The organism is Pectobacterium atrosepticum (genome assembly GCF_000740965.1).
Lineage (GTDB): Bacteria > Pseudomonadota > Gammaproteobacteria > Enterobacterales > Enterobacteriaceae > Pectobacterium > Pectobacterium atrosepticum.
The window spans coordinates 1,432,651-1,456,757 of sequence record NZ_CP009125.1; the positions used below are offsets into that span (position 1 = coordinate 1,432,651).

Consider the following 24,107-nt stretch of genomic DNA (forward strand, 5'->3'; position numbering starts at 1 on the left):
GGTATAAACGGCGCATGAACGCAAGCGAGACGAGTACGACAAGACCGGGCATCGGCCAGATTCTGATGCCCTATTGGCAGACGTCAGAGAAGTATCTGGCGCTGTTTATTCTGGCGGTGATTATTAGCATCAATCTGGGGACGGCCTACATCAGCGTGGAGGCGAACCGAGTCTCGGGGAAATTCACCGATGCGTTGATTGGGTTGGATTGGGAGCAAATAAAGCCGCTGTTTATCTTCAGCTTCATCCTCGGTTTGAGCGTCATGATGCTGAGATGGGTAAACGTGCTCAGTCAAGGCTATCTGGCGTTGCGCTGGCGTACCTGGATGACGCTCCACTATATCCGGCGTTGGACGGGGACATCGGCCTATTACGAAATAGAGAGAGACGGTGCGCTGTCGAATATCGATCAGCGTATCGCCGATGACGTTAACGAACTGGTATCGGCCTCGCTGAACTTTTTTCTCAGCCTTATCTCGGTCGTCATCAGCACTGTCACGTACACGGCGCTGCTGTGGTCGGTTTCTGGAGTGCTGCGTTTCTCGTTTATGGGCAGCGACTGGGCGATATCCGGCTATATGGTTTACGCCCTCTACATCGAATATATCCTTCAGGTTGCGCTGTCGCACTGGCTGGGTAAGGCGTTGATAAAACTGAATATGGATCAACAAAATGCGGAAGGTGACTTCCGCTTCCTTGGCGTTCAATTACGTGAAAACGCGGAACAGATTGCTTTCTATCAGGGAGGATCGCGGGAAGGTGAACGGCTGGCCCAGCGGTTTGCTCGCGTGCGTGACAATGCGCTGTCTGTGCTGCTGCGTGGTTTTAAGGTGTCGTTTGGTCAGAGTCTGTTTAGCCATTTTCTCTCACCGTTGCCAACGTTATTGGCGCTACCACAGCTGTTACGTGGAGAGATCACCTTTGGCGATTTGACGAGGATTCAAATGGCTTACGGTTCTCTGGGAGCGACGCTGAGCTATTTTATGCAGGCGTATCAGGCCTTCACGCGCTGGCTAGCGCTGACGAAGCGTTTACAGGATATGGACGCTGCGCTGAACAAAAGTGTGCGGACGTCATCGCCTATTCGGGTGACGGAACACGACGGTCTTGGGTTTTCCTGTGAGAATCTGCGGCTGTTAACGCCGGATGGCCGTGCGCTGACCGCGTTAGATGATTGGCAGGTCTTGCCCGGTGAGCGTTGGATGATTAACGGCGCATCCGGTGTGGGTAAAAGCACGCTGCTGCGCGCCTGTGCCGGACTATGGCAGCACGGTAGCGGGGCGATTACACTACCTCGCCACTGCCGCACGCTGTTTTTACCGCAGAAAAGCTACCTCCCGACGGGAACGCTGAAAGCGGCATTGTGCTACCCCAGCAATGTGCGGGATTTTACCGACGAGCGGTGCCGACATGCGCTCATCGGCAGCGAATTATCGGACATGGCCTCGCAGTTGAATGATGAAGATCGCTGGCAGCAGCGGTTATCCGGCGGTGAGCAGCAGCGAATGGCGATAGCCCGTGCGTTGTTGCATCGGCCCGATTTTATTTTTCTGGATGAAGCCACCAGTGCGCTCGATCCTGAGACAGAGCAGCAGGTGTATCAGGCATTGGTCACGGCCTTACCTGATAGCGCGATTATCAGCGTGGCGCATCGAGAATCGCTGGCGGCTTTGCATACTCATCATCTACATCTGGCACCTTTAGCCGAAAGTGACGGTCTGCACAAGAAGGATGCTCATGCAGGCGATGATGCACTGCCGCATCCAGATTCGGATAGGACATTTAGTGAACGTGGTTTTGCCTGGCGCGGTGAGTGATGTTTTCTGCTGTCTTCAATGGTGTAATTCCGCTCGAACATGGGCGGAGTTATTGCGTCTCTAAGAGTCGGAAAACCAGAGACGCTTTCCCCGGTTTCTCTGGGTAGTCGGCAATTAACGTCAGTTCGGTCTTTTTCTCTCCAGACCAGAGCTGGCATTCCACTCTCTTGCGCTGAGGGGAGGCGTCCATCACGTAGCTGCACAGGGGAATCCTGCCCGTCCTATCTGGTGTAAAAGCCATGTCATAAGGTGGAAGCGTCAGCTCTGCGATGGTTTCCCCCACGCTATCCAATTCCTCAAGAATCTCTTCGTAAATAGCCGGGTTCACGCCAAAATCCACTAAAGCATCCGTATCGCCATGTTGGATGCCGTGCAACAGCTCGCCCACGAGTCGATAGATTTCATCTCTGTCACCTGTCATCGCTCATTTCCTTGGTTTTAGAAAATATGACGACATGCTAAGTGTTTTCACCGGTGTCGTCTTCATCGACGAGTAATATCTTCATCATGCCCTGTGGGTTATTTAAAAACTGCCGCGTGATTTGATAATGCTCCGTATCCTGCCATGCAACCTGCTGAATACCGTTTTCATTGAACTGATAAATCACTGAATTAGGGTAGGCCAGAATAATAGGCGAGTGGGTAGCGATGATGAACTGACACCCCGCGTTCACCAACTGATGGATACGCGCCAGTGCGGTGAGCCGCCTCCCAAATAAAAAGGGATTTGGAAAGTAAGGTTGACGTTAATGCGATGCATTATTTCGGGGTATAAACCTTATTTGCATGAAGGGCGGTTTCTGGTAGAAAAGAACCTCAGTCTCCTTCACTAATCTTTGTGCAATAACCACAGGAAAGTGACAGCGAGAGCGCCATAATTTTTTGAATCAGGATAAGCCGATGCTGGAATTACGCCCTAACTGTGAACACTGCGACTGTGATTTGCCGCCGGACGCCGAAACGTATATCTGCTCCTATGAGTGCACGTTCTGTCCTGACTGTGCGGATGCCGTATTTCACCACGCCTGCCCGAACTGCGGTGGTGGATTGGTCAAACGACCGGTGCGTCCGGTACGCTGTCTAGTGAACGATCCGGCTTCAACGATCCGTATTATCAAACCGCACTGATAGGGCGAGGCTGTGAGGTTTTCCCCTCTGTCATTGCAAAAAATGGAACATCTCGTTCAGTAATTCCCGATTTCTCCTGTCAGTGCGCGGCGTATAGTGAGAATTAACCGTACTTTATGACGACTGTCGCCAGGTGTTGCGTTTGACGCATGCCTTCAGGAGAGAAACGTGAATCAAGATTATGTTGTTGTTCAGCAACCCTCAGAAGCAAATCGGTTAATCCTGCTGTTTCATGGAGTAGGCGATACCGCCGCAGGCATGGCGCAGATTGGGCGCTATTTTGCCGCCGCATTACCGCAGGCGCTCGTGATCAGTATTGCCGGACCGTTCAGTACTGGCTATGGCGACGGGCGGCAGTGGTTCTCTGTTCAGGGCGTCACGGAAGAGAATCGGTTATCTCGTATTGAAGCAAACTTGCCGCGTTTTGTTGATACCGTGCGTCACTGGCAGGAACAAAGTGGCATTAGCGCGGAACAAACCGTGCTGGTGGGGTTCTCGCAGGGGAGCATCATGTCGCTGGAGGCGTTGAAGTCTGAGTCCTCGCTGGCCGGGCACATTATTGCGTTCAGCGGCCGCTTTGCCGTTTTGCCAGAAAAAGCCTTTGCTGATGTTGCGGTGCATCTGATTCACGGTGAAGCAGATGGCGTCATTGTGGTTGGGCATGCTCATGCTGCCGCTCATCGCTTTCAGGAGCTGGGAACGTCGTTTACGTTGGATATCGCACCCGGTGTCGGGCACGGTATTGATGAACACATGCTGAAGCAGGCGCTGGTTTATCTGAAATAAACATACCTCATCAGATTATCTTATTGGTGATGTTTGATGTGGCAGTGTTCGTTATCATTACGTACGGTGTGCATAATGATTTTTCGGCGCTGCCTCTATTCAAATGAGAGCATATATTTTCTGGAATGAGATTTTATCCATATTAAAAATAATATAATCCATATTTGGCTGTTAAATAATATAGACAATATTTTTATTTGTGTTGAGTGTTCAATATTTCCCTTCTTTTTTCGGATATAAGTAACACATCCTTATGGAAAAAGAGGGTGTGCCATGTTTAAGCGTATTAAAGTCATTACCATCCTTGTTATTTTATTGTTTGTATTAGGAATATCTCAGTTTTTAACCGGGGCGCTATCCGTTCGGGCATTGATAAACGATAGAGATAGTTTCCTTGTTTCTCAACGCTCTAACCAGAATGTGGCCGCCTTTACCGATGCCTGGATTATGATGAATCAGACGCGCATCGCTATCGGATCTATTATACAAAACATGATGCTGGGGAATGCGGATAAAGAAGCCATGCAGGCGCTTTTACAGCAGGCCAAATCACAACTGGTTGCCTCAGAGAGTAGTTATAAACACTATTTGTCTCTGCCTAATACACCTGGATTGGATGACGCGTTATCCAAAAAACTTGAGACGAGTTATACCGCTTACGACAAGCTACTGAATGATATTGTGGATTCGCTTTCTGGTGGGTTGGCAGGGGCGGCGATGAAATTGAGTAGCGAGGCGACACCGTTTAACGTGGCGATGCAGGATGCCTATATTACGTGGCGTGCGGCACAAAATCAGCTGTCAGATGATGGCTTACAGGAAAACCACGTCGCATTTGAAACGATGCTGTGGCTTTTGGGCGCACTGTCCGTGGTCGTCGTGCTGGTGATTATCCTCAGTTGGATCGGGTTGCAGCGTATTCTTTTGCACCCGCTGCGTACGCTCATGCGGCATATCAGCGCTATCGCCGAGGGTAATCTGACGCATCATATTGATACCGCAGGTCGTAATGAGATGAGCCAACTGGCGGCGGGGCTGCACGATATGCAGCAGTCATTAATCCGTACCGTGAGCCTAGTGCGTGACAGTTCCAACTCCATTCATTCCGGGGCCAGTGAAATTTCGGTAGGCAGCAACGATCTGTCTTCACGTACCGAGCAACAGGCCGCATCGCTACAGGAAACAGCGGCCAGCATGGAGCAGCTAACCTCAACGGTGAAACAGAATTCAGACAACGCGCGTCAGGCTACGCTGCTGGCAAAAAATGCGTCAGAAACGGCCAACAAAGGTGGCACTGTCGTCGATAATGTCGTGAAAACGATGAATGAGATCTCTGACAGTTCACAAAAGATCGCCCATATTACCAGCGTGATTGATGGCATTGCTTTCCAAACCAATATTCTGGCGTTGAATGCGGCGGTAGAAGCGGCGCGAGCGGGTGAGCAGGGGCGGGGCTTTGCCGTGGTGGCGGGTGAAGTGCGCACGCTGGCACAGCGCAGTGCGCAGGCTGCCAAAGAGATCAAATCGCTGATTGATGATTCGGTTAGTCGCGCCAATACTGGTTCTTTGCAGGTGAAAGACGCGGGCGATACGATGAAAGAAATCGTCAGCGCCGTGAGCCGAGTAACGGATATTATGGGCGAAATTGCGTCGGCATCGGATGAACAAAGCCGGGGGATCGATCAGGTCGGACAGGCGGTCAATGAAATGGACCGTGTTACGCAGCAAAACGCCTCGCTGGTTGAAGAGTCGGCTTCTGCCGCGGCAGCATTGGAAGAGCAGGCCAGATTTTTGCAGAATGCGGTTGAGGTGTTCAAAATTAATCAGGCGGTAGCGCAGGAACACCGCGCGGCGAGCGCATCTTCTCTTGCTGCATTACCGAAATCGCTTTTGCCCAAACCCACGTCCGCCGGATCATCAAATGCGAATTGGGAAACGTTTTAACCGAGGAATCGTGTTGCTGTTGAGCAAAACGTGTAGCATGAAGAAAGCAATGCAGGCCGTAATGGCCTGCATTGTCTTTTAACTGGCAACAACCCGCTTTAAACGCGTTCGACGATCATCGCGATACCTTGCCCACCGCCGATGCACAGCGTCGCCAATCCCAGCGTTTTGTTATAGCTGTGCAGCGCATGTACCAGCGTGACGAGAATACGCGCACCGCTCGCGCCGATAGGGTGGCCCAACGCAATCGCACCGCCGTTGACGTTCACTTTCTCTGGATCGAGATGAAGATCGCGCTGTACCGCTAGAAACTGTGCGGCAAAAGCTTCATTTGCTTCAATCAGGTCAATATCACCGATCGTCAGCCCAGCCTTGAGCAGTGCTTTCTGCGTCGCCGGAATCGGCCCCAGCCCCATCACTTCACTCGGTACTCCAGCAGACGCCCAACTGCGGATCCGCGCCAGCGGGGTAATACCCTGTTTTTTCGCTTCGGATTCACGCATTAACACCAGCGTCGCGGCGGCATCGTTAATGCCGGACGCATTGCCTGCGGTGACGGTGCCGTTAGCGGAAAACGCCGGACGTAACGCGGCCAGCGATGCCAGCGTGGTGTCGGCGCGAGGGAATTCATCCCGATCGAAAATCCGCGTCTCTTTTTTGCTACGCAGTGACAGCGGGGTTATTTCGGCTTTGAAGCGGCCAGCCTCAATCGCGGCGACGGCTTTCTGCTGTGATGCCAGCGCCACCTGATCCTGTTCTTCTCGCGTGAGCTGGTAGCGCTCGGCGATATTTTCCGCCGTGGTACCCATGTGGTAATCGTTAAACGCACACCACAGACCATCCTTAATCATGATGTCAACGAGCTTGCCGTCTCCCATGCGGTAACCGTGGCGCGCTTTTTCCAGCAGGTAAGGCGCGGCGCTCATGTTTTCCATCCCGCCGGTCACGCAGACCTGATTATCGCCGGACAGAATAGACTGTGCGCCCATCACAACGGCCTTCAGGCCGGAACCACACACCTTACTGATGGTGAGCGAGGGTGTTTCAAAAGGCAGCCCAGCAGCCTTGCTGGCCTGATGCGCGGGGTTTTGCCCCAGACCGGCTTGCAGCACGTTGCCGAGAATCACTTCATCAATCGCCAGCGTGTCCGGCAGCGTCGACAGGCAGTCACGGATGGTGGCAGATGCCATGTCGATAGCCGATGTGTTGGCCAGACTGCCTGCGAATTTACCAATCGCGGTGCGCTTGGCATTAACAATAACAATGGAGTCGTTCATGGTCGCCTCGATTAATGAATGCTGAATGGTTTTACATCGGCGGACACGATGAAGTTCGCCTCGGTTTTTTGGCGTAGTTCGTCCACGGTGATATCAGGGCTGATTTCGGTCAGCACCATCTGCTGGTTGATAAAGTGAAAGACCGCCAGTTCGGTGACGACCATGCTGACTTTATTGGCGGCGGTCAGCGGGTAGGTACATTGATGCAACAGCTTCGCATCGCCATTTTTGGCGCAGTGTTCAAGGGCGATGATGACCTTCTTCGCGCCGACAACCAGATCCATCGCACCGCCCATGCCGGGCACCATTTTTCCCGGCACCATCCAGTTGGCGAGGTTGCCGTGTTCATCGACCTGCAAACCGCCCAGCACGCAGACATCGACATGGCCGCCGCGAATCAGCGCAAAGGAAAAGGCGCTGTCGAACATTGCCGCACCCGGCACCATGCCGCATGCCTGACCTCCGGCGTTAACCAGATTGCCATCCGGTTCGGTAATCGCGCCGAGCCCCAAAAAGCCGTTCTCTGATTGGAAGGTAACTTCGATGCCGTGCGGCACGTAATTCGCGACTTTGGTGGGTAAGCCAATCCCTAAATTCACCACGTCACCATTTTTCAGTTCCAGCGCGACGCGGCGGGCGATTAATTCTTTCGCATCCATTATTTCTCTCCCAAATAAAGGTGATCGACCAGCGCCGCTGGGGTGACAATACATTCCGGCGCAAGTTGGCCAACCGGAATAACCTGCTCGCATTGCGCCACGACTTTCTTCGCGGCAAGCGCAATAAGCGGGTTGAAATTACGGGCAGTGAGGTGATAAATAAGGTTTCCGCTGGTGTCGGCAATGCTGGCCTGTAATATGGCGAGATCTGCCTTAATTGGCAGTTCTAATAAATAGGTAATATCGTTAATTGTTATTTTTTGTTTGTTTTCTTCGACGATGGTGCCAACGCCGGTAGGTGTCAGAAAACCGCCTAAGCCCGCGCCGCCGCTGCGAATACGTTCCGCCAGCGTCCCTTGTGGCACCAGCTCTACGTCAAGTTCGCCGGAGATCATGCGGCGTCCGGTTTCCGGGTTAGTACCAATGTGTGAAGTAATCAGTTTTTTTACCTGACCACTGACAATTAACGGCCCAACGCCGGTATCGACAAACCCGGTATCATTTCCAATCAGCGTTAAATCAGATACGCCGGATTTAATGATTTCATCTACCAATAATTTCGGTGTTCCGACTCCCATAAAACCGCCGAACATAATTGTCATTCCGTCAAATAAATAAGAACGGAAATGGCTGGCATCAATGACTTTATTTTTCATTGCATATTTACTCTTAAATAATGACTCTGAAAGTTGTTGCTCTGAAAAATGGCCGCACGAATCCCCGCAGGTAAATATCTGCTAATCATGGCGGCACATGTACGTTATTTAGCGGGAACAGAAGAAATTAAATAACCTCTGTTCCCTGTTATCGGATTAGATATCGATATCCAGTATGGCTGAGCTCAATCCTTTGCCGTGCATGTCCAGCGCCAGCGAGCGCGTGACGCCGCCGCCGAGTGCGCCGTACATGACGAAGTTCAGTGCGCCGATGCTCGGTAACTCATAGCGAACGACATCACCCGTCACGATATCAGCAAACCAGGATTTCACTTTTTCGGCAGTGATCTTCTCTTTCAGCACTTCATAATCTTCCGCACGGTAAGCAATCAGCGAAATATTGGAGGTATTTCCTTTATCACCGGTACGAGAGTGAGCAATTTCACGCAGTTTCATTATTTAATCTCCAGATAATCAACGGCTGGTGTGACGCAGGCGCGAGACAGTAGGGTGGAATCCATCGCCAGTATTTCTTTCACCGATTTGTTAACACCGCCGCCGCCGGCCGGGCCGTTGGTATAGAGTGTTTCGACTTCATTGCCCACTTTCACTGCCTGCGCTCTGGAAGTGCAGCGAGCTGCGACGCGAGCGCGAACTTCATACGGCTCGCTGCTTTGCGACCGCTGTGCACCGTGCAGTGCATCAACGCCGATCAGGTCGTAGCGCACTTCCTGAAGATCAAGCTGGCACAGCGCAAAACGTCCTTTGACGATATCCAGTGCTAAACGACCACGCGCCACCGCACCGGGACCGGCGTAAGAAATTTCGCCTTCGCCGATGAACCCATCCTGATAGCCGACAGACACTTTCAAGGTGCCGGTTTTTTCCCGTCCGGTCGCACCCTGTACGCGCACGCGGTTTTCACCGTCTTGCGTAAATGTCACGTGGCTGAAATCGGCAATCACGTCTGGAGTGATGTAGCTATCCGGGCGGTGGATTTCATACAGCAACTGTTCTTTACAGGTATCTACACAGACGCAGCCGCCGGAACCCTCAACTTTGGTGATCACGGCGCTGCCATCTTCGGTAATTTCCGCAATCGGGAAGCCCAGACGGTCAAGATTAGGGATATCTTTGACGCCGGGATCGGCATAGTAACCACCGGTGATTTGTCCCGCGCATTCCAGCAAGTGGCCGAGACAGGTGCCTTTTCCCAGACGATCCCAGTCATCGGCAGCCCAGTCGAATTCATACATCATTGCGGACAGGAACAGAGACGGATCGGAAACGCGACCTGCGATAATCACGTCCGCACCCTGACGCAACGCTTCAACCAGCGCATCTGCACCCAGATAGGCATTGGCGGAAAGAATGTCTTTACCGCAGCGTGAAATCGGTAGGCCAATCTCATCCAATTTGGAATCTTGTGCGATCAGCACCGAGTGCACATCATCACCGGTGACGATCGCAATCTTCAGCTTGTCTGCGCCGAGTTCTTTGGCGATTTCCAATACGCGCTGACCGGCGGCGACAGGGTTAGCCGAGCCCATATTGGTGATGATTTTAATACCTTTTTCCAGACAGAGCGGCAGCACGGCGTGCATACGGTCAGCCAGCAGCTCGTTGTAGCCTTTTTCTGGGTTCTGCTGCTTCTGTTTTTGGCCGATGGCAATAGTGCGTTCCGCCAGGCATTCAAATACCAGATACTGAATGTCACCTTTTTGAGCCAGTTCTACGGCCGGTTCGATACGATCGCCTGCATAGCCAGCGCCGGAACCAATACGAATTGTCTTCATAAACTTACCTTTATCAATGAAATGTGTCTGTTGGCGTAATCAATGGGAAACCGAACGTTCCCTATAAGGGGAAGACCCCGAAGATGACGCAGGCGAACGTCATGATGACGCTGGCAGCCCAGAGCACAGGAATAGAGAATTTCTGGTGGTCGGCGAGATCGACCCCCGCCAAACTGACCAGCAGGAAGGTTGCCGGCGTGAGCGGGCTAACCGGGAAGCCGGTGGTCATCTGTCCTAATACGGAAGCCTGCGCAACTTGAATCGGTGGTACACCCAGCATGTCCACGGTGTGAGCAATAACTGGCATGATGCCGAAGTAGTACGAATCAGGGTCGAACACCAGACTCAGCGGCATGGAGATCAGGCCGACGATAAACGGAATGTGGGAGGCAAAAGATTCCGGCACAAAGCTGACTGCCGAGAGCGACATGGCTTTCAGCATGCCAGTACCGCTCATGATGCCGGTGAAGGCACCCGCCGCGAACAGAATGCTGGCCATCATCAGTGCGGCTTTGGCGTGGGCGTTAATACGCTCTTTCTGCATTTCAACGTTAGGGTAGTTGAACATCAGCGCCAGCGTCAGGGCGATCATAAAGGCGACCGTCGGTGAAATTTTGGTAAACACCATGGTACCGATAACGGCAAGAACCAGCGCAATGTTGACCCAGAACATCTTCGGACGACGCAGCGTTTTTTCTGCATCAGTCAGCTCTTTCACATGCGCTTCAGCTGTGATGGATTGCGAACCACCCGCCAGCGGATTACCCGCTGCCAGCCCCAGACGTTTCTCTTCTTTCTTGCCCCAGTAATAGCCCATGAGCACCATGAACGTTAGGCCACAGACCTGTGCCGGGATGAGCGGAATGAACAGGTCGTGTGTGGTGGTGTTCAACGCGGCTGCGGCACGAATCATCGGCCCGGTCCACGGCAGGAAGTTAACCCCGGCGCTGAGCGCGGTAATACCGACCAGAATGCGTTTATCCATACCAAGCTTATTAAACAGCGGTAGCATGGCAGGAATGGTGATCAGGAAAGTGACGGCGCCGTTACCGTCCAGGTGTGCAATCAGTGCTAACACGCCCGTACCGATAATGATTTTTACTGGGTTGGTACCAACTATGCGTAAGATCCCTCTAATAATAGGATCAAACATACCGGCATCGGTTACCACACCGAAGAAGGCGATGGCAAAAACAAACATCGCCGCCATCGGTGCCAGTTTGGTGATACCGTCCACCACATATTTTGCGGTATCGGTGCCGCTGCCTGCTGCGAGCGCACCGAGAACCGGAATAACGATGAGCGCCACCAGAGGCGACATTCGCTTTGTCATGATGAAAAATAGCAGGGTAGCTATGGTGAGCACCCCGATGAGAGCTAGCATAAAAATTCCTCATTAGTATAATTGTATGATTTTATTTACAATAAATTAAACAACTCAATAACAATCCATGTAGTAATTAACAAATAAAAAATGAATGCTTATCCCAGAGTCATTTGATTTTTTGTCTGCACTATTTTTATCACCCTTGACCCTCTTTATACTAACTCGTAATAGCAATGGTTTTATTCGTAAATCTGATGGGTTTATTTTATTTGTTAATGTAATCAATGGTTCTGTTTTTCTTATTAATGGCTAATTGGTTGATTTGGTTTGTATAGTTAGGCCTTTTTGTTCAATTGTTTTTTACGGTTTGTGATATTTATCTAGAATGTCCATTTTTATGAATGCCGGACGTTGTTTGAATGGAATTAAATAAATGCGGGAAGGATCATAAAAATAGCAGGTGTCGATCGTTTTCTATTGAACTTGTTCCTTTCTTACCGGAGACTTAATTTTATTTATATAAAAACACTATGAACTTATCGATAAAACAATTACGGGCCTTTATCGCACTGACTGAAACTGATAATTTCACGCGTGCCGCTCAGAAAATAAATCTCTCTCAGCCTGCATTTAGCTCATTAATTGCTGGGTTAGAGGAAGAGGTCGGCTATCGTCTATTTGACCGCGATACACGTAAAGTGCAGCTCAATGCTGATGGCATTCATTTCATTGATATTGCCCGTCGGCTGGTGCAAACCCACGACGATGCCGTCGGTGAAATCAAGTCTTATGCCACGGGGTATAAAGGGAATATTGTGTTGGCGGTGCTGCCGTCAATGGCAGTGGAATGGCTGCCTCAGGTGCTGGCGCAATATCACCGCGCTTACCCTAAGATTAAGGTTGAGTTGCTGGATACGCAGTGGGATCGCTGCCTGAAAGCGGTACTAGACGGTCGTGCCGATCTGGCGCTAACGGCGGGGCAACCGTCGCCGGGAACGTTCAGCTCCCGCATGCTGTTCGCCGACAGCTTTTATCTGATCTGCCATAACTCGCACCCGCTGGCGCAGCAAAACAGTGTTGATGTGATCGACGTGGCGCAATATCCGTTTGTTGGGTTTTGCAAAGGCACCAGTATCCGGCAGTACACCGATCAGCTTATCGAACCGGAAGGCTTTAACTACGTGCTAGAAGTGCGTCAGCTGACCACCATGATGGGGTTGGTGGCGGCGAATTACGGTGTGAGCATTGTGACGGGGCTGACGCTGTTTCAATTCCAGCACAAAGATATCGCGATTATCCCCTTTCGGGATTTATCGTTGCAGCGCGGCATCTATCTAGTGACGGATAAGGAGCGCCAGCTTTCGGTATGTGCAAAAGAGTTTTATGATTTTCTTCTGGAGCGGGCGGAAAGTTTTGTTCCTGCCGCGTGAGAATCCAAACCGCCCGCCGCGCGGAACTTAGCTCGTGTGCAGGCGGTTTGGCGATGACAGCTGTCAGGGTTTTTTCTTCGGCCAGTCGTCTTCTTCATTGTCCCATTTATCGTTGTTGTCACGATGCGGGGGCAATTTCGGTTTGTTGAGCAGAAAACGCGTATGGTCAACGTTGCGCAATTCTTTGATGCCGTTAATCAGCATGCCTATCAGGATAATCAGGATTATCCACCAGTAATCAGCCAGCCATGCCATGGTCACGCCTCATCAACGTTATGAATGTAACGGGTAAACAGCTGCGGCAAGTGCTGGCAAAGCCATTGGTAGCCTGCAATGTCTTCATCTTGCCAGGCGGCAAGGATGAGGTCCGGTGTAAGCTGTTCTTCCGCATACTGTGCTAATGGATAATAGCTGATATGCCAGGGTTCGACTGCGACGCCGCCGAGATCGTGCGCATAAGGCCGATAAAAACCATATTCATGCATGTGCGCGCTCAGCCACCCATTCAGTGCGGCAAAATAGCCACCTTCTTCATATTCCCACGGCTCCAACTGGAGCGAGCTGCCTGCCGGTAATAAATCAGGATCGTAAATATCAAGATCGCTGCCCCAATGGTGACGACTGGAACCGGGCATCGCAGACCAGCGAAGAATGGCTTCACAGCGCTCGCCGTCGTCCAGAGACGATATGTCCAGCGGTTGGCTGTTGGCATCCATGACGGCACGCTCGCCGCGAAACTTGCTATTCCAGATTTGACGCTGGCGTTCGAAATCGCGAAACGTGCTGGCGGGCTGTAGGTTAAATCCCACCGTTTTGGCTGCGTGCTGTAGCGCAAGAAACGCCGTTACCGCCTCCGGCTGAAGGCGATGATGACCGTGTAAAGCGACCAGATGCTGGTCACTTTTACCGGTTAACATAGCTGGCGTCATCATGCGATGAGCTGCTCCATAATGCGCTGGTACATCCGGCTCAGCAGTTGCAGGTCTGCCGCGCTGACGCATTCGTCCACTTTATGAATCGTGGCGTTGATGGGGCCTAGTTCAACCACCTGCGCACCCATGCGGGCAATGAAACGGCCATCGGAGGTGCCACCATTAGTCAGCAGCTCTGGAGTGACTTCGTTGTAATGTTTGACGGCATTCACCACGGCATCGACCAGTTCGCCGCGTGCGGTCAGAAATGGCTGGCCGGAAAGTTTCCAGTCAATAGTGTAATTAAGCTGGTGACGATCCAGCAATTCCGCTACGCGCTGCTGGATTAACACATCCGTTAATTCGGTGCTGAAGCGGAAATTGAACTGCACAAACAGTTCGCCGGGGATGACGTTATTGCTCCCCGTACCGGCCTGAATATTGGCAATTTGCATGGTAGTTGGTGGGAAGAAATCGTTGCCCCGATCCCACTCGGTGGCGATGAGCTCGTTGAGCGCCGGTGCTGCACGATGAACGGGGTTGTCCGCCAGATGAGGATAGGCAACGTGCCCTTGCATGCCGTGTATGCGCAGATTTGCGGTGATAGAACCACGACGACCGTTTTTCACCACATCGCCCACGACATGCGTGCTGGAGGGCTCGCCGACCAGACAATAGTCCAACCGCTCGTTGCGAGCCATCAGTGCGTCGACCACTTTTACGGTGCCGTTAACGGCGCTGGCTTCTTCGTCTGACGTAATCAGAAACGCCAGACGCCCCTGATGGTTAGGATGAGCTGCGACGAAACGCTCGGCGGCAATCACCATGGCTGCCAGTGAACCTTTCATATCTGCTGCGCCGCGACCATACAGCATACCGTCACGAATGATGGGCTCAAACGGCGGATGCTGCCAGTGGCTTTCATCGCCGCTGGGAACCACGTCGGTGTGCCCTGCGAAGGCCAATGTTTTTCCTGTGCCGCGCCATGCCCAAAAATTTTGGGTATCGCCAAAATCCATCGCTTCGACGGTAAAGCCAATCGCCGTCAGGCGTTCAATCATGAGTGCCTGACAGCCCTCGTCATTCGGACTGAGGGAAGGGCGTTTAATTAACTGTTGAGCAAGCTCTATGACTGGGCAAGACACGTTATTTGTTCTCCGCAATAAATTTCTGGTAGCTGTCGATACTGAATCCAAGCAGCGCATTGCCGTCATCGGCAATCAGTAAAGGCCGTTTAATCACCGCTGGCTGTTCCAGCATAATATTTTTAGCAGCCTCTGCGCTGTCGCTGGTATTGCTGTTGATCCGTTCACGCTGTTCTTCACTGAGCTTACGCCAGGTCGTTCCGCGCGTGTTGAGCAAGGCTTGAAACCCCAGTTGGTCGATAAAACGCTGTAGCTGCTGTTCATCCAGACCGTCGGCACGGTAATCATGAAACTGATAGGCCACCTGTTGATCTTCCAGCCAGCGGCGCGCTTTTTTTATGGTGTCACAGTTTTTAATGCCGTATAGGGTCAGCGCCATAGGGGTAAAATCCTTTCTGCTTATTGAGTTGCATGACGATTGCTGTGTAGGACAGCATGGCCTGACGGGGCCCAATCGTGCGATAGCCCAGCATGCCGAAAAAAGGCGGGGAGATCTACTGTGAACTGCGTTGCAGAAATAAGTGGTTGTACACTTTTTATACTTTCATAACACTTTTGCCTGCTTAAAAAGTGTGCGTATAATATGTCGCCGTTAATCACCAAGAGGTTCGCATGGTAGAAGTAGAAGTGAGTACTTGGAAAGATTTTATTGAAGCAATGTTACGCAAATAATAACGAGAAGTACCGATAGTCATTGCATACCAGGAATAAAATCATACGAATAAAGCAGTATTGAGTCTCTCAATACTGCTTTTTTTCTATGTAAAAAGGGGAAACTTGAGTAAATAAAAGAGGGTATTATTCGTTAGCACGTGAATTTTATTTTCTCTATTTAATTCATGATGATGGCTGGTTAAGCGCAAATTTCGCTGCGGCGATGGCGTGGAGGTAACTGGTATCAAAAAGAGGAACTGTCGCATCTCCAGCGCCGATTAACAGCGGGATTTCCGTACAACCCAGAATGATGCCTTCCGCCCCTTGCTGTTCAAGCTGCTGGATAATTTCCCGATAAACCTGCCGCGAGGTGTCGTTAATGTTCCCCAGACACAGTTCGTCGTAAATGATGCGATTAACTAATTCTTTCCCCGTTTGGTCGGGAACAATCACGTCCACGCCAAACCGTTCCTGAATGCGCTGGCGGTAGAAATCCTGCTCCATCGTGTAGCGGGTGCCGAGCAAACCGACTTTCTTCAATCCGTGCTGTTTCAGGCTGGCACCGGTGGCATCAGCAATATGCAAAAGGGGAAGCTGACTGGCGCGTTCAACCTCATCAGCGACTTTGTGCATGGTGTTGGTACAGATGACAATAGCGTCTGCGCCTGCCTGACGTAATCCTACGGCGATATTGCCCAGTACGGCCGCTGCCTGCGCCCAATCACCTTGTGACTGTAATTGTTCGATCTCGTGAAAATCGACACTGTGAAGGATGATTTTGGCAGAGTGCAGGCCACCAAGTTGGCTTTTCACATATTCATTGATAATGCGGTAATACGGGATCGTGGATTCCCAACTCATCCCCCCGATCAGACCCAGCGTTTTGCTTACCATGGTGCTTCCTTTGATATCATAAAAAGTGATGAATCGGTCCGAGCTGAGCTCTCTATGTTCTGCATCGAGTTAAAATAGGGCAGAGAAGTCGCTTGGTATATATTTTTAGCGACTTTTATCACTTTTTATCCAACTTCGACTGGACAAAAGGTCAATCTATTGCTGTACTGTACCCGACACAGAATTTGTGTCTTTCATTCATGTAAAGGTAAGTTTGATGTCTAAGATTAAAGGTAGTGTTAAGTGGTTTAATGAGTCGAAAGGCTTCGGTTTCATTACTCCAGAAGACGGTAGCAAAGATGTGTTCGTACACTTCTCTGCAATCCAGAGCAATGGTTTCAAAACTCTGGCTGAAGGTCAGCGTGTAGAGTTCGAAATCACTGACGGTGCCAAAGGTCCTTCTGCTGCTAACGTTAACGCTATTTAATTATACCGATTTCGTGAAAAACCCGCCGATGGCGGGTTTTTTTTGCTTTATTTTCCATGAGATATCAGTGTGTTGTCACCCAGGTGACCAAGGCAAACGCCAGTGCGGTCATGAGCAACGAACCCGCAAGATTCAACAGTACGTGCAACCCTGCCGCAGCCAGCTGTCCACTTTGCAGAAACATGACGACTTCTGCGGAAAAGGTCGAAAACGTCGTTAAGCCACCGCACAGCCCAGTGGTAATCAGTATTTTCCAGTCCTGATCGAGATGAGGATGGCGCAAGAAGAAGGCTAGCGCGCCGCCAATAACGAAAGCACCAATCAAGTTGGCAAGTAGAGTACCCAAAGGCAACGTGGGATACAGGCTGTTAAACTTAACGCCCAACTGCCAGCGTGCCACGCTGCCGACTCCACCACCAATAAATACCGCGAGTAATGTACTAAACATAGAAACCTTTCTTGGATTGCTTTTGCATGGATTGTTTTTGCATAGATTTTTTTTACATAGATTTTTTTTACATAGATTGTTTTTACATAGATTGTTTTTGCGATCTCGGAGAATCTTGGGCAAGACGCTACGCCCTCTCTGCGAGGTGGACGTAGACATCATCAGCCGGGTGGCGGTTGTACCCTCTACTTCAGGCTGCCAGCGTTTTTGGCGGCGTTAGGGTAGGGAGGAATGTCATCTCCGCTTTAGTGTGAAAAGTTTACGCCGTCAGACGGTTTTTTTGTAGTGATGCAGAGGGGAAAGTTGTAAAGCAATCTGAATGCTCGCGAAAGCGGTGTCTTACTTTGTTACAGATGCTGATTGTGTCGTGCTGCGTAAGGTTTTACATAGAGGACATAGAATACAAAGAATTTTTTCGACAACTATTGCTCTCGTTCGCTGGCGTCTCCAGCCTCTGTAAATCAGGTAGGTTTGTATGGAAGGTATCAGTATTGCCAAACTGTTGGTGATTGGCGCATTAATCGTTCTGCTGTTCGGTACGAATAAACTTCGTAGCTTAGGCGGCGATTTAGGGGCGGCGATTAAAGGCTTCAAGAAGGCGATGAATGACGATCAATCGGTCAAGACGGATGACACGGCTGCGCTGAATGATTCGTCGCGCAAAGAATCCTGATCGCGCATTACACAGCAAAACGGACGGTCATTGCCGTCCGTTTTTTATTCCACACAAAAAATGTGTAAAAATATATGAGTGCTTATTTTACTTCGATGCCCTTGGCCTGTAAGTCGGCATGGTAGGACGAGCGAACAAACGGGCCGCAGGCAGCATGGGTAAAGCCCATCGCCATCGCTTCGGCTTTCATCTCATCGAACTCATCTGGGCTGACGTAGCGCTGTACCGGTAGGTGATGACGGCTCGGCTGTAAATATTGTCCCAGCGTCAGCATTGTTACACCGTGGCGGCGAAGATCGCGCATGACTTCCACGATTTCAGCATTGGTTTCCCCCAGACCAACCATCAGGCCTGATTTGGTCGTGATATCGGGATGCGCGTTCTTGAAGTTTTCCAGCAACTTCAGGGACCATTCATAGTTCGCGCCAGGGCGTACCTGTCGGTAAACACGCGGCACGTTTTCCAGATTATGGTTGAACACGTCTGGTGGCGTGGCGGTCAATATTTCCAACGCGCGATCCATACGACCACGGAAGTCTGGCACCAGCGTTTCGATACGAATATGCGGGTTTTTGCGACGAATTGCGCTAATGCAGTCCGCAAAGTGTTGAGCTCCACCGTCGCGCAGGTCATCACGGTCAACGGAGGTGATCACGACATAGCGTAAGCCCATGTCATGGATAGTCTGTGCCAGTTTCTCTGGTTCATTGGCATCCGGCGTAAGCGGGCGGCCGTGGGCAACGTCACAGAACGGACAGCGACGCGTACAAATGGCGCCCAGAATCATAAAGGTGGCGGTGCCGTGGTTGAAACACTCGGCCAAATTCGGACAGGACGCTTCTTCGCAAACTGAGTGCAACCCGTTTTTGCGCATTGCCGCTTTGATTCCCTGAATACGGCTCGAATCCGCCGGAAGTTTAATCTTCATCCATTCAGGTTTGCGCAGAAGCTCTTGGCGTTCGGTAACGACAGTACGTACCGGAATTAGGGCCATCTTATCGGCATCGCGGTATTTGACACCGCGTTCGATCTGAATCGGTTTACTCATGTTTGCGTAAGTTCCAGTTCTGAATCGTTTCTTTAAATTTGTTATTCAAATTCAAAGGATTATGTTTTTTGTTAAACTTTTTTTTAAAAAACTATAAAAATTATATCATCTTGCCTAATCACAATCAGCCCTTGCACGATCAAAATGAAGAAATTATGTGAATAAAATGTAATTTATCAAAAAACGATCGCCTAACTGACTGATTTTTATTGACAGAATAAAGCATGTTAATCGGGAAGCGGTTCACCCTGAACGTCCAGAGCCCACGGAATAAATTCGGGTGCGGAATAGCCGACTAACTGCAAAAAGGTGTTCACCAGCACCGGTGCGGTGTCATCCAACGTGATGCCCGGCACCAGATCGCTTACCTGCGTCATCTCCATACCGGCGTACCCACAAGGGTTAATACGCAGGAAAGGAGAGAGATCCATAGCGATATTGAGCGCCAGCCCGTGGAAAGAGCAGCCTTTGCGAATACGCAGCCCTAGCGAACAGATTTTACGCTCACCCACGTAGACGCCGGGTGCATCTGGGCGCGCATGGGCTTTAATCTGGAAATGTGCCAGTGTGCCAATCACGGTATTTTCGATTGCGGTGACGAGCTGGCGAACGCCGAGCTTGCGACGCTTCAGGTCAATCAACACGTACATCACCTGCTGCCCGGGGCCATGGTAGGTCACCTGACCGCCTCTGTCGCTCTGAATCACGGGAATGTCACCGGGCATGAGTACATGTTCTGCTTTGCCCGCCTGACCTTGTGTGAATACACGAGGATGCTGAACCAGCCAGATTTCATCTGGGGTTTTATCATCACGTCGGTCGGTGAAATTATGCATCGCCAAAGAAACGGGTTCATACGGTTGTACGTTGAATTGACGTACGATGATCTTATCCTGTAGCAAGTGTGTCATCTTCAGGTTAAGGAAGGGTGGGGGGATTATAACGGCGGGAAGCCTCAGCGAACAGCACTATGCAAAATTACGCAATGCTATACGGCACAAAACTATGCCGCACTTTGTAAAACCATGCCGTATTTGCCAATTTTCCCGCTCGTTCTTCTTACAGCACCATACGCACGATGTCGATGTTGCCTAGTTCTTCGTACAGCGTTTCCACCTGCTCAATGTGAGTCGCCGTGATGGTGATGGAAATCGAGTGATAGTTCCCTTTGCTGCTGGGCTTGATCTGCGGGGTGTAGTCGCCAGGCGCATGACGCTGTACCACTTCAACGACCAGATCGACTAACTCTGGTTTTGCCTCACCCATGACCTTGTAAGTAAAAACGCAAGGGAATTCAATCAGTTCGTTTAATTTGGTTTTCATTTGCGCTCCAGAGAGGATAATACCGTCGGTATTAGCACTGACATATGTACATCATATTAGAAAATATAACTCCCGCGTTTTTGCGGGAGTTAAGGATACGACTTATATGGGGGCGTTTTGGCCCCAAACAAGGGGGGACTAGCCGAACCAGTGGTGGAACATCAGTTTGATGTAATCGATCATGCGGCCAAAGATTCCGCCTTCTTTCACTTCATTCATCACCACCAACGGGCGTTGATCGATGGTTTTGCCATCCAATTGGAAGTTGATGGAACCGACAACCTGATTTTTGGCTAATGGCGCATGCAGTTCCGTGTTGTCCAGAACATAGCTGGCTTTCAGATCTTTCATGCGGCCGCGTGGAATGGTCAGGTAGGCGTCTTTCTCAACGCCCAATGCAACGCGATCGTTGTCGCCAAACCAAACTGGCTCAGAAGCGAATTCTTTACCTGCTTTCAATGGCGCGACGGTTTCAAAGAAGCGGAAGCCCCAGGTCAGCAATTTTTTGCTTTCTGATTCACGTCCTTTGGCATTACGCCCGCCCAGTACCGCTGAAATCAGGCGCATCTGACCTTCTGTTGCCGAGGCGACCAGATTAAAGCCGGCTGATGACGTATGGCCCGTTTTGATGCCGTCAACATTCAGGCTGGAATCCCACAGCAAGCCGTTACGGTTAGGCTGGCGAATATTGTTGAATGTGAACTCTTTCTCTTTGTAGGTCGCGTACTCTTCTGGAACATCGCGAATTAACGCCTGACCGATCAAGGCCATATCACGCGCTGAACTGAACTGGCCGGGGGCGTCCAGACCGTGCACGGTTTCAAAATTGGTGTTTTGCAGCCCCAGCGCTTTCACGTAACCGTTCATCAGGTTAACGAAAGCATCCTGACTACCAGCAACGTAGTCGGCCATCGCGACGCAGGCATCGTTACCGGATTGCAGGATAATACCGCGATTTAATTGGGAAACAGGGACACGGTCACCAGGCTTCAGGAACATCAGGGAAGAGCCCTGGAAGGTCGGGTTGCCGGTTGCCCAAGCATCTTTACCGACAGTAACGATGTCGTTCGGGCTGATTTTTCCTGATTTAATCGCCTGACCAATGACGTAACTGGTCATCATTTTCGTTAAGCTGGCCGGATCGCGGCGTGTGTCGGCATTCATTTCCGCCAACACTTTCCCAGAGTTGTAATCAATCAGGATGTAGGATTCAGCATCGATTTGCGGGACGCCGGGGATCATCGTTTTAAGATTGATATCTTCAGCATAGGCAAAGGAAGAGGCACTAATGACGAGCAGTGCGCCAAGCGCAGTACGCTTAGTAAAACGAGACGTGTTTACAGTATTCATGATTGGAACAACAACATCCGTGGGTATGAGTTAAAAACGAGCCACACTATAGCAGATGGGAAATAGGCAGGCATCAGGCATTACGTTACGTGATTTTGCGAAAGGGCGGTATGTTCAATGCCATAGCCGCCGTTTTCGCTTCATGAGCCTGCTAATTATCCGCTATTAGAGCGTACTGGGTGCGGCGGTAATAAACGATTGCTGCTGAGCTTCGACTGACAAACGTTGTTGAAGTTCAGCAGCTTGCTGACGATTCTGGAATGGCCCCAGTTGGATACGGTACAGCCCACCACTCGCTGTGACTTTCCCTGCCACACGGAAGCGTTCACTCAGGCTGCGCTGCCAGGTTTGCGCGCGTTGCTGATCGCTCAACGCACCGACCTGAACGACATAGCGACCCGTGGCGGAGGGTGTTGTTGCTACAGGAGCAGTAACCGCAGCGGCAACTGGCGCGACGTTCATTGGCGCAGTGGATGGTGTTGTGGTTGGCGTCATGTTTGGCTCAACCACGCCAGCGCGTAGTGCAGAAGGGGCCCCTAAAAAGCCACCGCCGTGCGACGGCGTGCTGCTCTGCGGCTGAGCATTTTCTGCTGGCGTGTTCAGGCCGCTATTACTGATCGGGCGAACAGCGCTGTTGGACGTGGGTGAAGTTGTTTCCATCATGGGCGTACCCAGTCCACTGGCACCGAAGCTCGGGCGCTCCGGCAGGGAGAAGCTTTGCTTGGCAACGGTGGTACCTGCGGTTCCTGGACCTGATAGCGTGCCGTCTGGCGCAACGTTGATGAAATCCACTTTTACTTTGGTATTGTTAGAAATATTCAGTCGATCGCCTGCGGCCTTCGACAGGTCGATGATTCTGCCCGGTGTGTAAGGCCCACGGTCGTTGACACGCACAACCAGACGGCGACCGTTACTTAGGTTGGTCACGCGCACATAGCTCGGTAGCGGCAGTGTCGGGTGGGCGGCGGTTATTGCGTTAGGGTCAAAAACTTCGCCGATTGATGTGCGATTGCCGCTGGCTTCTTCGCCGTACCATGTTGCTAAACCCGCTTCGCTAAAGTTTTGCGGATTTTTAACAATTTTATAGGTCTTGCCTTTGATGCTGTAGTCTTGCAGTGTACCCTGATTGTAGGGTTCATAACGAGGTTCTGCACCACCGATCTCTTCCGTCGGTCCGCTGTAAACCTGAGTGACAGGCGGCGCTGGTTGCCGCTGTTCCGTTGTGGTACAGGCCGCAAGCGCCAGAGTTGCTACGCCGACCCAAAGCCAATCCTTACGCATTGCTCACCTCGTGTTATAAATTCTTAGATAGCAGTTTGCGGTGAGTATGTATCGACATGACGATACCGAACCCCGCCATTAAGACGACCAGCGCCGACCCGCCGTAGCTGATCAGCGGTAGCGGCACACCAACGACGGGAAGTATACCGCTGACCATCCCGATATTGACGAAAACATAGAAAAACAGAATTAACATTAGCCCGCCGACCATAACCCGGCCGAACGAGGTTTGCGCATTAGCGGCAATTACCAGACCGCGCATGATCATGAACAGGTACATGGCGAGCAGAATCAAGACGCCGATTAACCCAAGCTCTTCTGCCAGCACGGCAAAGATAAAGTCAGTGTGTCGCTCCGGCAGAAACTCTAACTGAGATTGTGTGCCATGCAGCCAGCCTTTTCCAGACAGGCCACCTGAGCCTATCGCAATTTTCGACTGAATAATATGGTATCCGGCCCCGAGCGGATCGCTTTCTGGATCGAGCAGCATCATGACCCTGGCACGCTGATAATCATGCATCAGGAAGAACCAGAGTATCGGAATAAACGCGGCGAGTAGCAGCACGGCGATGCCAATCAAGCTCCAGCTCATACCTCCCAGAAAAAGCACAAACAGCCCAGATAATGCAATCAGAATCGAGGTGCCTAAATCCGGCTGTGCGGCAACCAGCAGTGTAGGAACAAAAATCAGAATCAACGCGATTGCCGTATTTTTTAGCGACGGTGGGCACATATCACGGTTAATAAAACGGGCAACCATCAGTGGCACGGCGATCTTGGCTATTTCGGATGGCTGGAAACGAATGAAACCCAAATCCAGCCAGCGCTGTGCGCCTTTACTGATTTGCCCGAAAATATCCACGATGAGCAGCAAAATTACGCAGACTACATAGAGATAGGGGGCCCAGCCTTCATACACGCGAGGAGGGATTTGCGCCATCACGATCATCACCGTAAACCCCAGCACGATTTGAACGGCTTTTCGCTCCATCATGCCGACGTCTTGCCCGCTGGCGCTCCATAAGACAAATAGGCTATAGCCCAGCAGTGCCAGGATGCAGAGAAGAAACGGCAGATCGATGTGGATTTTCGCCCAGAACGATCCCTTTTGTTGGCTATCGGTCATGAATGTC

Annotated in this window: 28 protein-coding genes and 1 riboswitch; of the genes, 8 read left to right on the forward strand and 20 right to left on the reverse strand. The window is 51.1% G+C overall.

The genetic code is table 11. From position 1 onward, the window contains the following. Nucleotides 1–14: 14 nt before the first annotated feature. Nucleotides 15–1,817, forward strand: a complete 1,803-nt coding sequence (locus GZ59_RS06275) for an ABC transporter ATP-binding protein/permease (protein ID WP_039290738.1) — start codon at nucleotides 15–17, stop codon at nucleotides 1,815–1,817. Nucleotides 1,818–1,866: 49 nt separating this feature from the next. On the opposite strand, the gene GZ59_RS06280 is transcribed toward GZ59_RS06275, so the two are convergent. Next, entirely contained in the window at nucleotides 1,867–2,238 is a 372-nt protein-coding gene (locus GZ59_RS06280; RefSeq protein WP_039290741.1) for a hypothetical protein, read from the reverse strand. A 37-nt stretch (nucleotides 2,239–2,275) separates the two neighbouring features. Further along, nucleotides 2,276–2,494 (reverse strand): hypothetical protein, encoded by a 219-nt coding sequence (locus tag GZ59_RS06285; protein ID WP_226302276.1) that lies wholly within the window; start codon nucleotides 2,492–2,494, stop codon nucleotides 2,276–2,278. Between the two features lie 223 nt (nucleotides 2,495–2,717). Here GZ59_RS06285 and GZ59_RS06290 point away from each other — a divergent pair, with 223 nt between their 5' ends. The 3 genes from GZ59_RS06290 to GZ59_RS06300 all read left to right on the forward strand — a co-directional run bounded on the left by GZ59_RS06290 (nucleotide 2,718) and on the right by GZ59_RS06300 (nucleotide 5,675). Beyond that, on the forward strand, nucleotides 2,718–2,945 hold the full coding sequence (locus tag GZ59_RS06290; RefSeq protein ID WP_011092867.1) for a DUF1272 domain-containing protein: 228 nt from the start codon (nucleotides 2,718–2,720) through the stop codon (nucleotides 2,943–2,945). Between the two features lie 168 nt (nucleotides 2,946–3,113). Next, nucleotides 3,114–3,731 carry an esterase gene (gene ypfH / locus GZ59_RS06295; protein WP_011092868.1) on the forward strand — a complete coding sequence of 206 codons (618 nt, stop codon included), beginning with the start codon at nucleotides 3,114–3,116 and terminating at the stop codon, nucleotides 3,729–3,731. A 273-nt stretch (nucleotides 3,732–4,004) separates the two neighbouring features. Beyond that, nucleotides 4,005–5,675: a methyl-accepting chemotaxis protein gene (locus GZ59_RS06300; RefSeq protein WP_011092869.1), complete on the forward strand. Its 1,671-nt coding sequence runs from the start codon at nucleotides 4,005–4,007 to the stop codon at nucleotides 5,673–5,675. 98 nt (nucleotides 5,676–5,773) lie between these two features. Here GZ59_RS06300 and GZ59_RS06305 read toward each other — a convergent pair whose 3' ends face one another. The 6 genes from GZ59_RS06305 to GZ59_RS06330 all read right to left on the reverse strand — a co-directional run bounded on the left by GZ59_RS06305 (nucleotide 5,774) and on the right by GZ59_RS06330 (nucleotide 11,447). Beyond that, on the reverse strand, nucleotides 5,774–6,952 hold the full coding sequence (locus tag GZ59_RS06305) for an acetyl-CoA C-acetyltransferase (RefSeq protein ID WP_011092870.1): 1,179 nt from the start codon (nucleotides 6,950–6,952) through the stop codon (nucleotides 5,774–5,776). A gap of 11 nt (nucleotides 6,953–6,963) precedes the next feature. After that, a complete protein-coding gene (locus tag GZ59_RS06310; RefSeq protein ID WP_011092871.1) occupies nucleotides 6,964–7,611 on the reverse strand; it encodes a 3-oxoacid CoA-transferase subunit B in 648 nt (215 codons plus the stop codon). Further along, nucleotides 7,611–8,267 carry an acetate CoA-transferase subunit alpha gene (atoD, locus tag GZ59_RS06315; RefSeq protein ID WP_011092872.1) on the reverse strand — a complete coding sequence of 219 codons (657 nt, stop codon included), beginning with the start codon at nucleotides 8,265–8,267 and terminating at the stop codon, nucleotides 7,611–7,613. The genes GZ59_RS06310 and atoD overlap by 1 nt, the downstream gene beginning before the upstream one ends. Nucleotides 8,268–8,423: 156 nt before the next feature. Beyond that, a complete protein-coding gene (locus tag GZ59_RS06320; protein WP_011092873.1) occupies nucleotides 8,424–8,723 on the reverse strand; it encodes an AtuA-related protein in 300 nt (99 codons plus the stop codon). Next, complete coding sequence (locus GZ59_RS06325; protein ID WP_039290747.1) at nucleotides 8,723–10,063, reverse strand: acyclic terpene utilization AtuA family protein; 1,341 nt, start codon at nucleotides 10,061–10,063, stop codon at nucleotides 8,723–8,725. Before GZ59_RS06325 ends, GZ59_RS06320 begins: the two co-directional genes overlap by 1 nt. Before the next feature lie 61 nt (nucleotides 10,064–10,124). After that, the gene (locus GZ59_RS06330; RefSeq protein WP_011092875.1) at nucleotides 10,125–11,447 is read right to left on the reverse strand and encodes a CitMHS family transporter; all 1,323 of its coding nucleotides are present in this window, start codon (nucleotides 11,445–11,447) and stop codon (nucleotides 10,125–10,127) included. 473 nt (nucleotides 11,448–11,920) lie between these two features. On the opposite strand from GZ59_RS06330, the gene GZ59_RS06335 reads away from it, so the two are divergent. Continuing rightward, nucleotides 11,921–12,820 carry a LysR family transcriptional regulator gene (locus tag GZ59_RS06335; protein WP_011092876.1) on the forward strand — a complete coding sequence of 300 codons (900 nt, stop codon included), beginning with the start codon at nucleotides 11,921–11,923 and terminating at the stop codon, nucleotides 12,818–12,820. A 63-nt stretch (nucleotides 12,821–12,883) separates the two neighbouring features. Here the strand turns inward: GZ59_RS06335 and GZ59_RS06340 are convergent, their stop codons facing one another. From GZ59_RS06340 to GZ59_RS06355, 4 genes are read right to left on the reverse strand one after another with little or no spacing between them, the layout of a single operon-like run. Then, complete coding sequence (locus tag GZ59_RS06340) at nucleotides 12,884–13,075, reverse strand: YpfN family protein (RefSeq protein WP_011092877.1); 192 nt, start codon at nucleotides 13,073–13,075, stop codon at nucleotides 12,884–12,886. Nucleotides 13,076–13,077: 2 nt separating this feature from the next. After that, the gene (locus tag GZ59_RS06345) at nucleotides 13,078–13,752 is read right to left on the reverse strand and encodes a M15 family metallopeptidase (protein WP_039290750.1); all 675 of its coding nucleotides are present in this window, start codon (nucleotides 13,750–13,752) and stop codon (nucleotides 13,078–13,080) included. After that, nucleotides 13,749–14,876, reverse strand: coding sequence for a succinyl-diaminopimelate desuccinylase (gene dapE / locus GZ59_RS06350; RefSeq protein ID WP_011092879.1), 1,128 nt, complete (start codon nucleotides 14,874–14,876; stop codon nucleotides 13,749–13,751). The genes GZ59_RS06345 and dapE overlap by 4 nt, the downstream gene beginning before the upstream one ends. A gap of 1 nt (nucleotide 14,877) precedes the next feature. Beyond that, nucleotides 14,878–15,255 carry an ArsC family reductase gene (locus tag GZ59_RS06355; protein WP_011092880.1) on the reverse strand — a complete coding sequence of 126 codons (378 nt, stop codon included), beginning with the start codon at nucleotides 15,253–15,255 and terminating at the stop codon, nucleotides 14,878–14,880. A 233-nt stretch (nucleotides 15,256–15,488) separates the two neighbouring features. Between GZ59_RS06355 and ypfM the strand changes: the two genes are divergently transcribed. Continuing rightward, on the forward strand, nucleotides 15,489–15,548 hold the full coding sequence (gene ypfM / locus GZ59_RS24040) for a protein YpfM (RefSeq protein WP_137739554.1): 60 nt from the start codon (nucleotides 15,489–15,491) through the stop codon (nucleotides 15,546–15,548). 165 nt (nucleotides 15,549–15,713) lie between these two features. On the opposite strand, the gene GZ59_RS06360 is transcribed toward ypfM, so the two are convergent. After that, nucleotides 15,714–16,424: an aspartate/glutamate racemase family protein gene (locus GZ59_RS06360; RefSeq protein ID WP_039290752.1), complete on the reverse strand. Its 711-nt coding sequence runs from the start codon at nucleotides 16,422–16,424 to the stop codon at nucleotides 15,714–15,716. Between the two features lie 217 nt (nucleotides 16,425–16,641). On the opposite strand from GZ59_RS06360, the gene cspE reads away from it, so the two are divergent. Next, entirely contained in the window at nucleotides 16,642–16,851 is a 210-nt protein-coding gene (gene cspE / locus GZ59_RS06365) for a transcription antiterminator/RNA stability regulator CspE (RefSeq protein WP_005976270.1), read from the forward strand. Between the two features lie 64 nt (nucleotides 16,852–16,915). On the opposite strand, the gene crcB is transcribed toward cspE, so the two are convergent. After that, a complete protein-coding gene (gene crcB / locus GZ59_RS06370) occupies nucleotides 16,916–17,299 on the reverse strand; it encodes a fluoride efflux transporter CrcB (protein WP_011092882.1) in 384 nt (127 codons plus the stop codon). 145 nt (nucleotides 17,300–17,444) lie between these two features. After that, nucleotides 17,445–17,550: riboswitch (Fluoride riboswitch) on the reverse strand. Between the two features lie 224 nt (nucleotides 17,551–17,774). On the opposite strand from crcB, the gene tatA reads away from it, so the two are divergent. Continuing rightward, nucleotides 17,775–17,972, forward strand: coding sequence for a Sec-independent protein translocase subunit TatA (gene tatA, locus GZ59_RS06375; RefSeq protein WP_011092883.1), 198 nt, complete (start codon nucleotides 17,775–17,777; stop codon nucleotides 17,970–17,972). Nucleotides 17,973–18,054: 82 nt separating this feature from the next. On the opposite strand, the gene lipA is transcribed toward tatA, so the two are convergent. The 6 genes from lipA to mrdB all read right to left on the reverse strand — a co-directional run bounded on the left by lipA (nucleotide 18,055) and on the right by mrdB (nucleotide 24,100). After that, nucleotides 18,055–19,020, reverse strand: a complete 966-nt coding sequence (gene lipA / locus GZ59_RS06380; RefSeq protein ID WP_011092884.1) for a lipoyl synthase — start codon at nucleotides 19,018–19,020, stop codon at nucleotides 18,055–18,057. A 227-nt stretch (nucleotides 19,021–19,247) separates the two neighbouring features. After that, nucleotides 19,248–19,931, reverse strand: a complete 684-nt coding sequence (gene lipB, locus GZ59_RS06385) for a lipoyl(octanoyl) transferase LipB (RefSeq protein WP_181023441.1) — start codon at nucleotides 19,929–19,931, stop codon at nucleotides 19,248–19,250. Nucleotides 19,932–20,079: 148 nt separating this feature from the next. After that, entirely contained in the window at nucleotides 20,080–20,343 is a 264-nt protein-coding gene (gene ybeD, locus GZ59_RS06390) for a DUF493 family protein YbeD (RefSeq protein WP_039290755.1), read from the reverse strand. Nucleotides 20,344–20,481: 138 nt separating this feature from the next. Next, nucleotides 20,482–21,693, reverse strand: a complete 1,212-nt coding sequence (gene dacA / locus GZ59_RS06395) for a D-alanyl-D-alanine carboxypeptidase DacA (RefSeq protein WP_011092887.1) — start codon at nucleotides 21,691–21,693, stop codon at nucleotides 20,482–20,484. A 165-nt stretch (nucleotides 21,694–21,858) separates the two neighbouring features. Beyond that, a complete protein-coding gene (gene rlpA / locus GZ59_RS06400) occupies nucleotides 21,859–22,974 on the reverse strand; it encodes an endolytic peptidoglycan transglycosylase RlpA (RefSeq protein ID WP_011092888.1) in 1,116 nt (371 codons plus the stop codon). A gap of 13 nt (nucleotides 22,975–22,987) precedes the next feature. Next, nucleotides 22,988–24,100 carry a peptidoglycan glycosyltransferase MrdB gene (gene mrdB, locus GZ59_RS06405; protein WP_011092889.1) on the reverse strand — a complete coding sequence of 371 codons (1,113 nt, stop codon included), beginning with the start codon at nucleotides 24,098–24,100 and terminating at the stop codon, nucleotides 22,988–22,990. Between the last annotated feature and the right edge of the window lie 7 nt (nucleotides 24,101–24,107).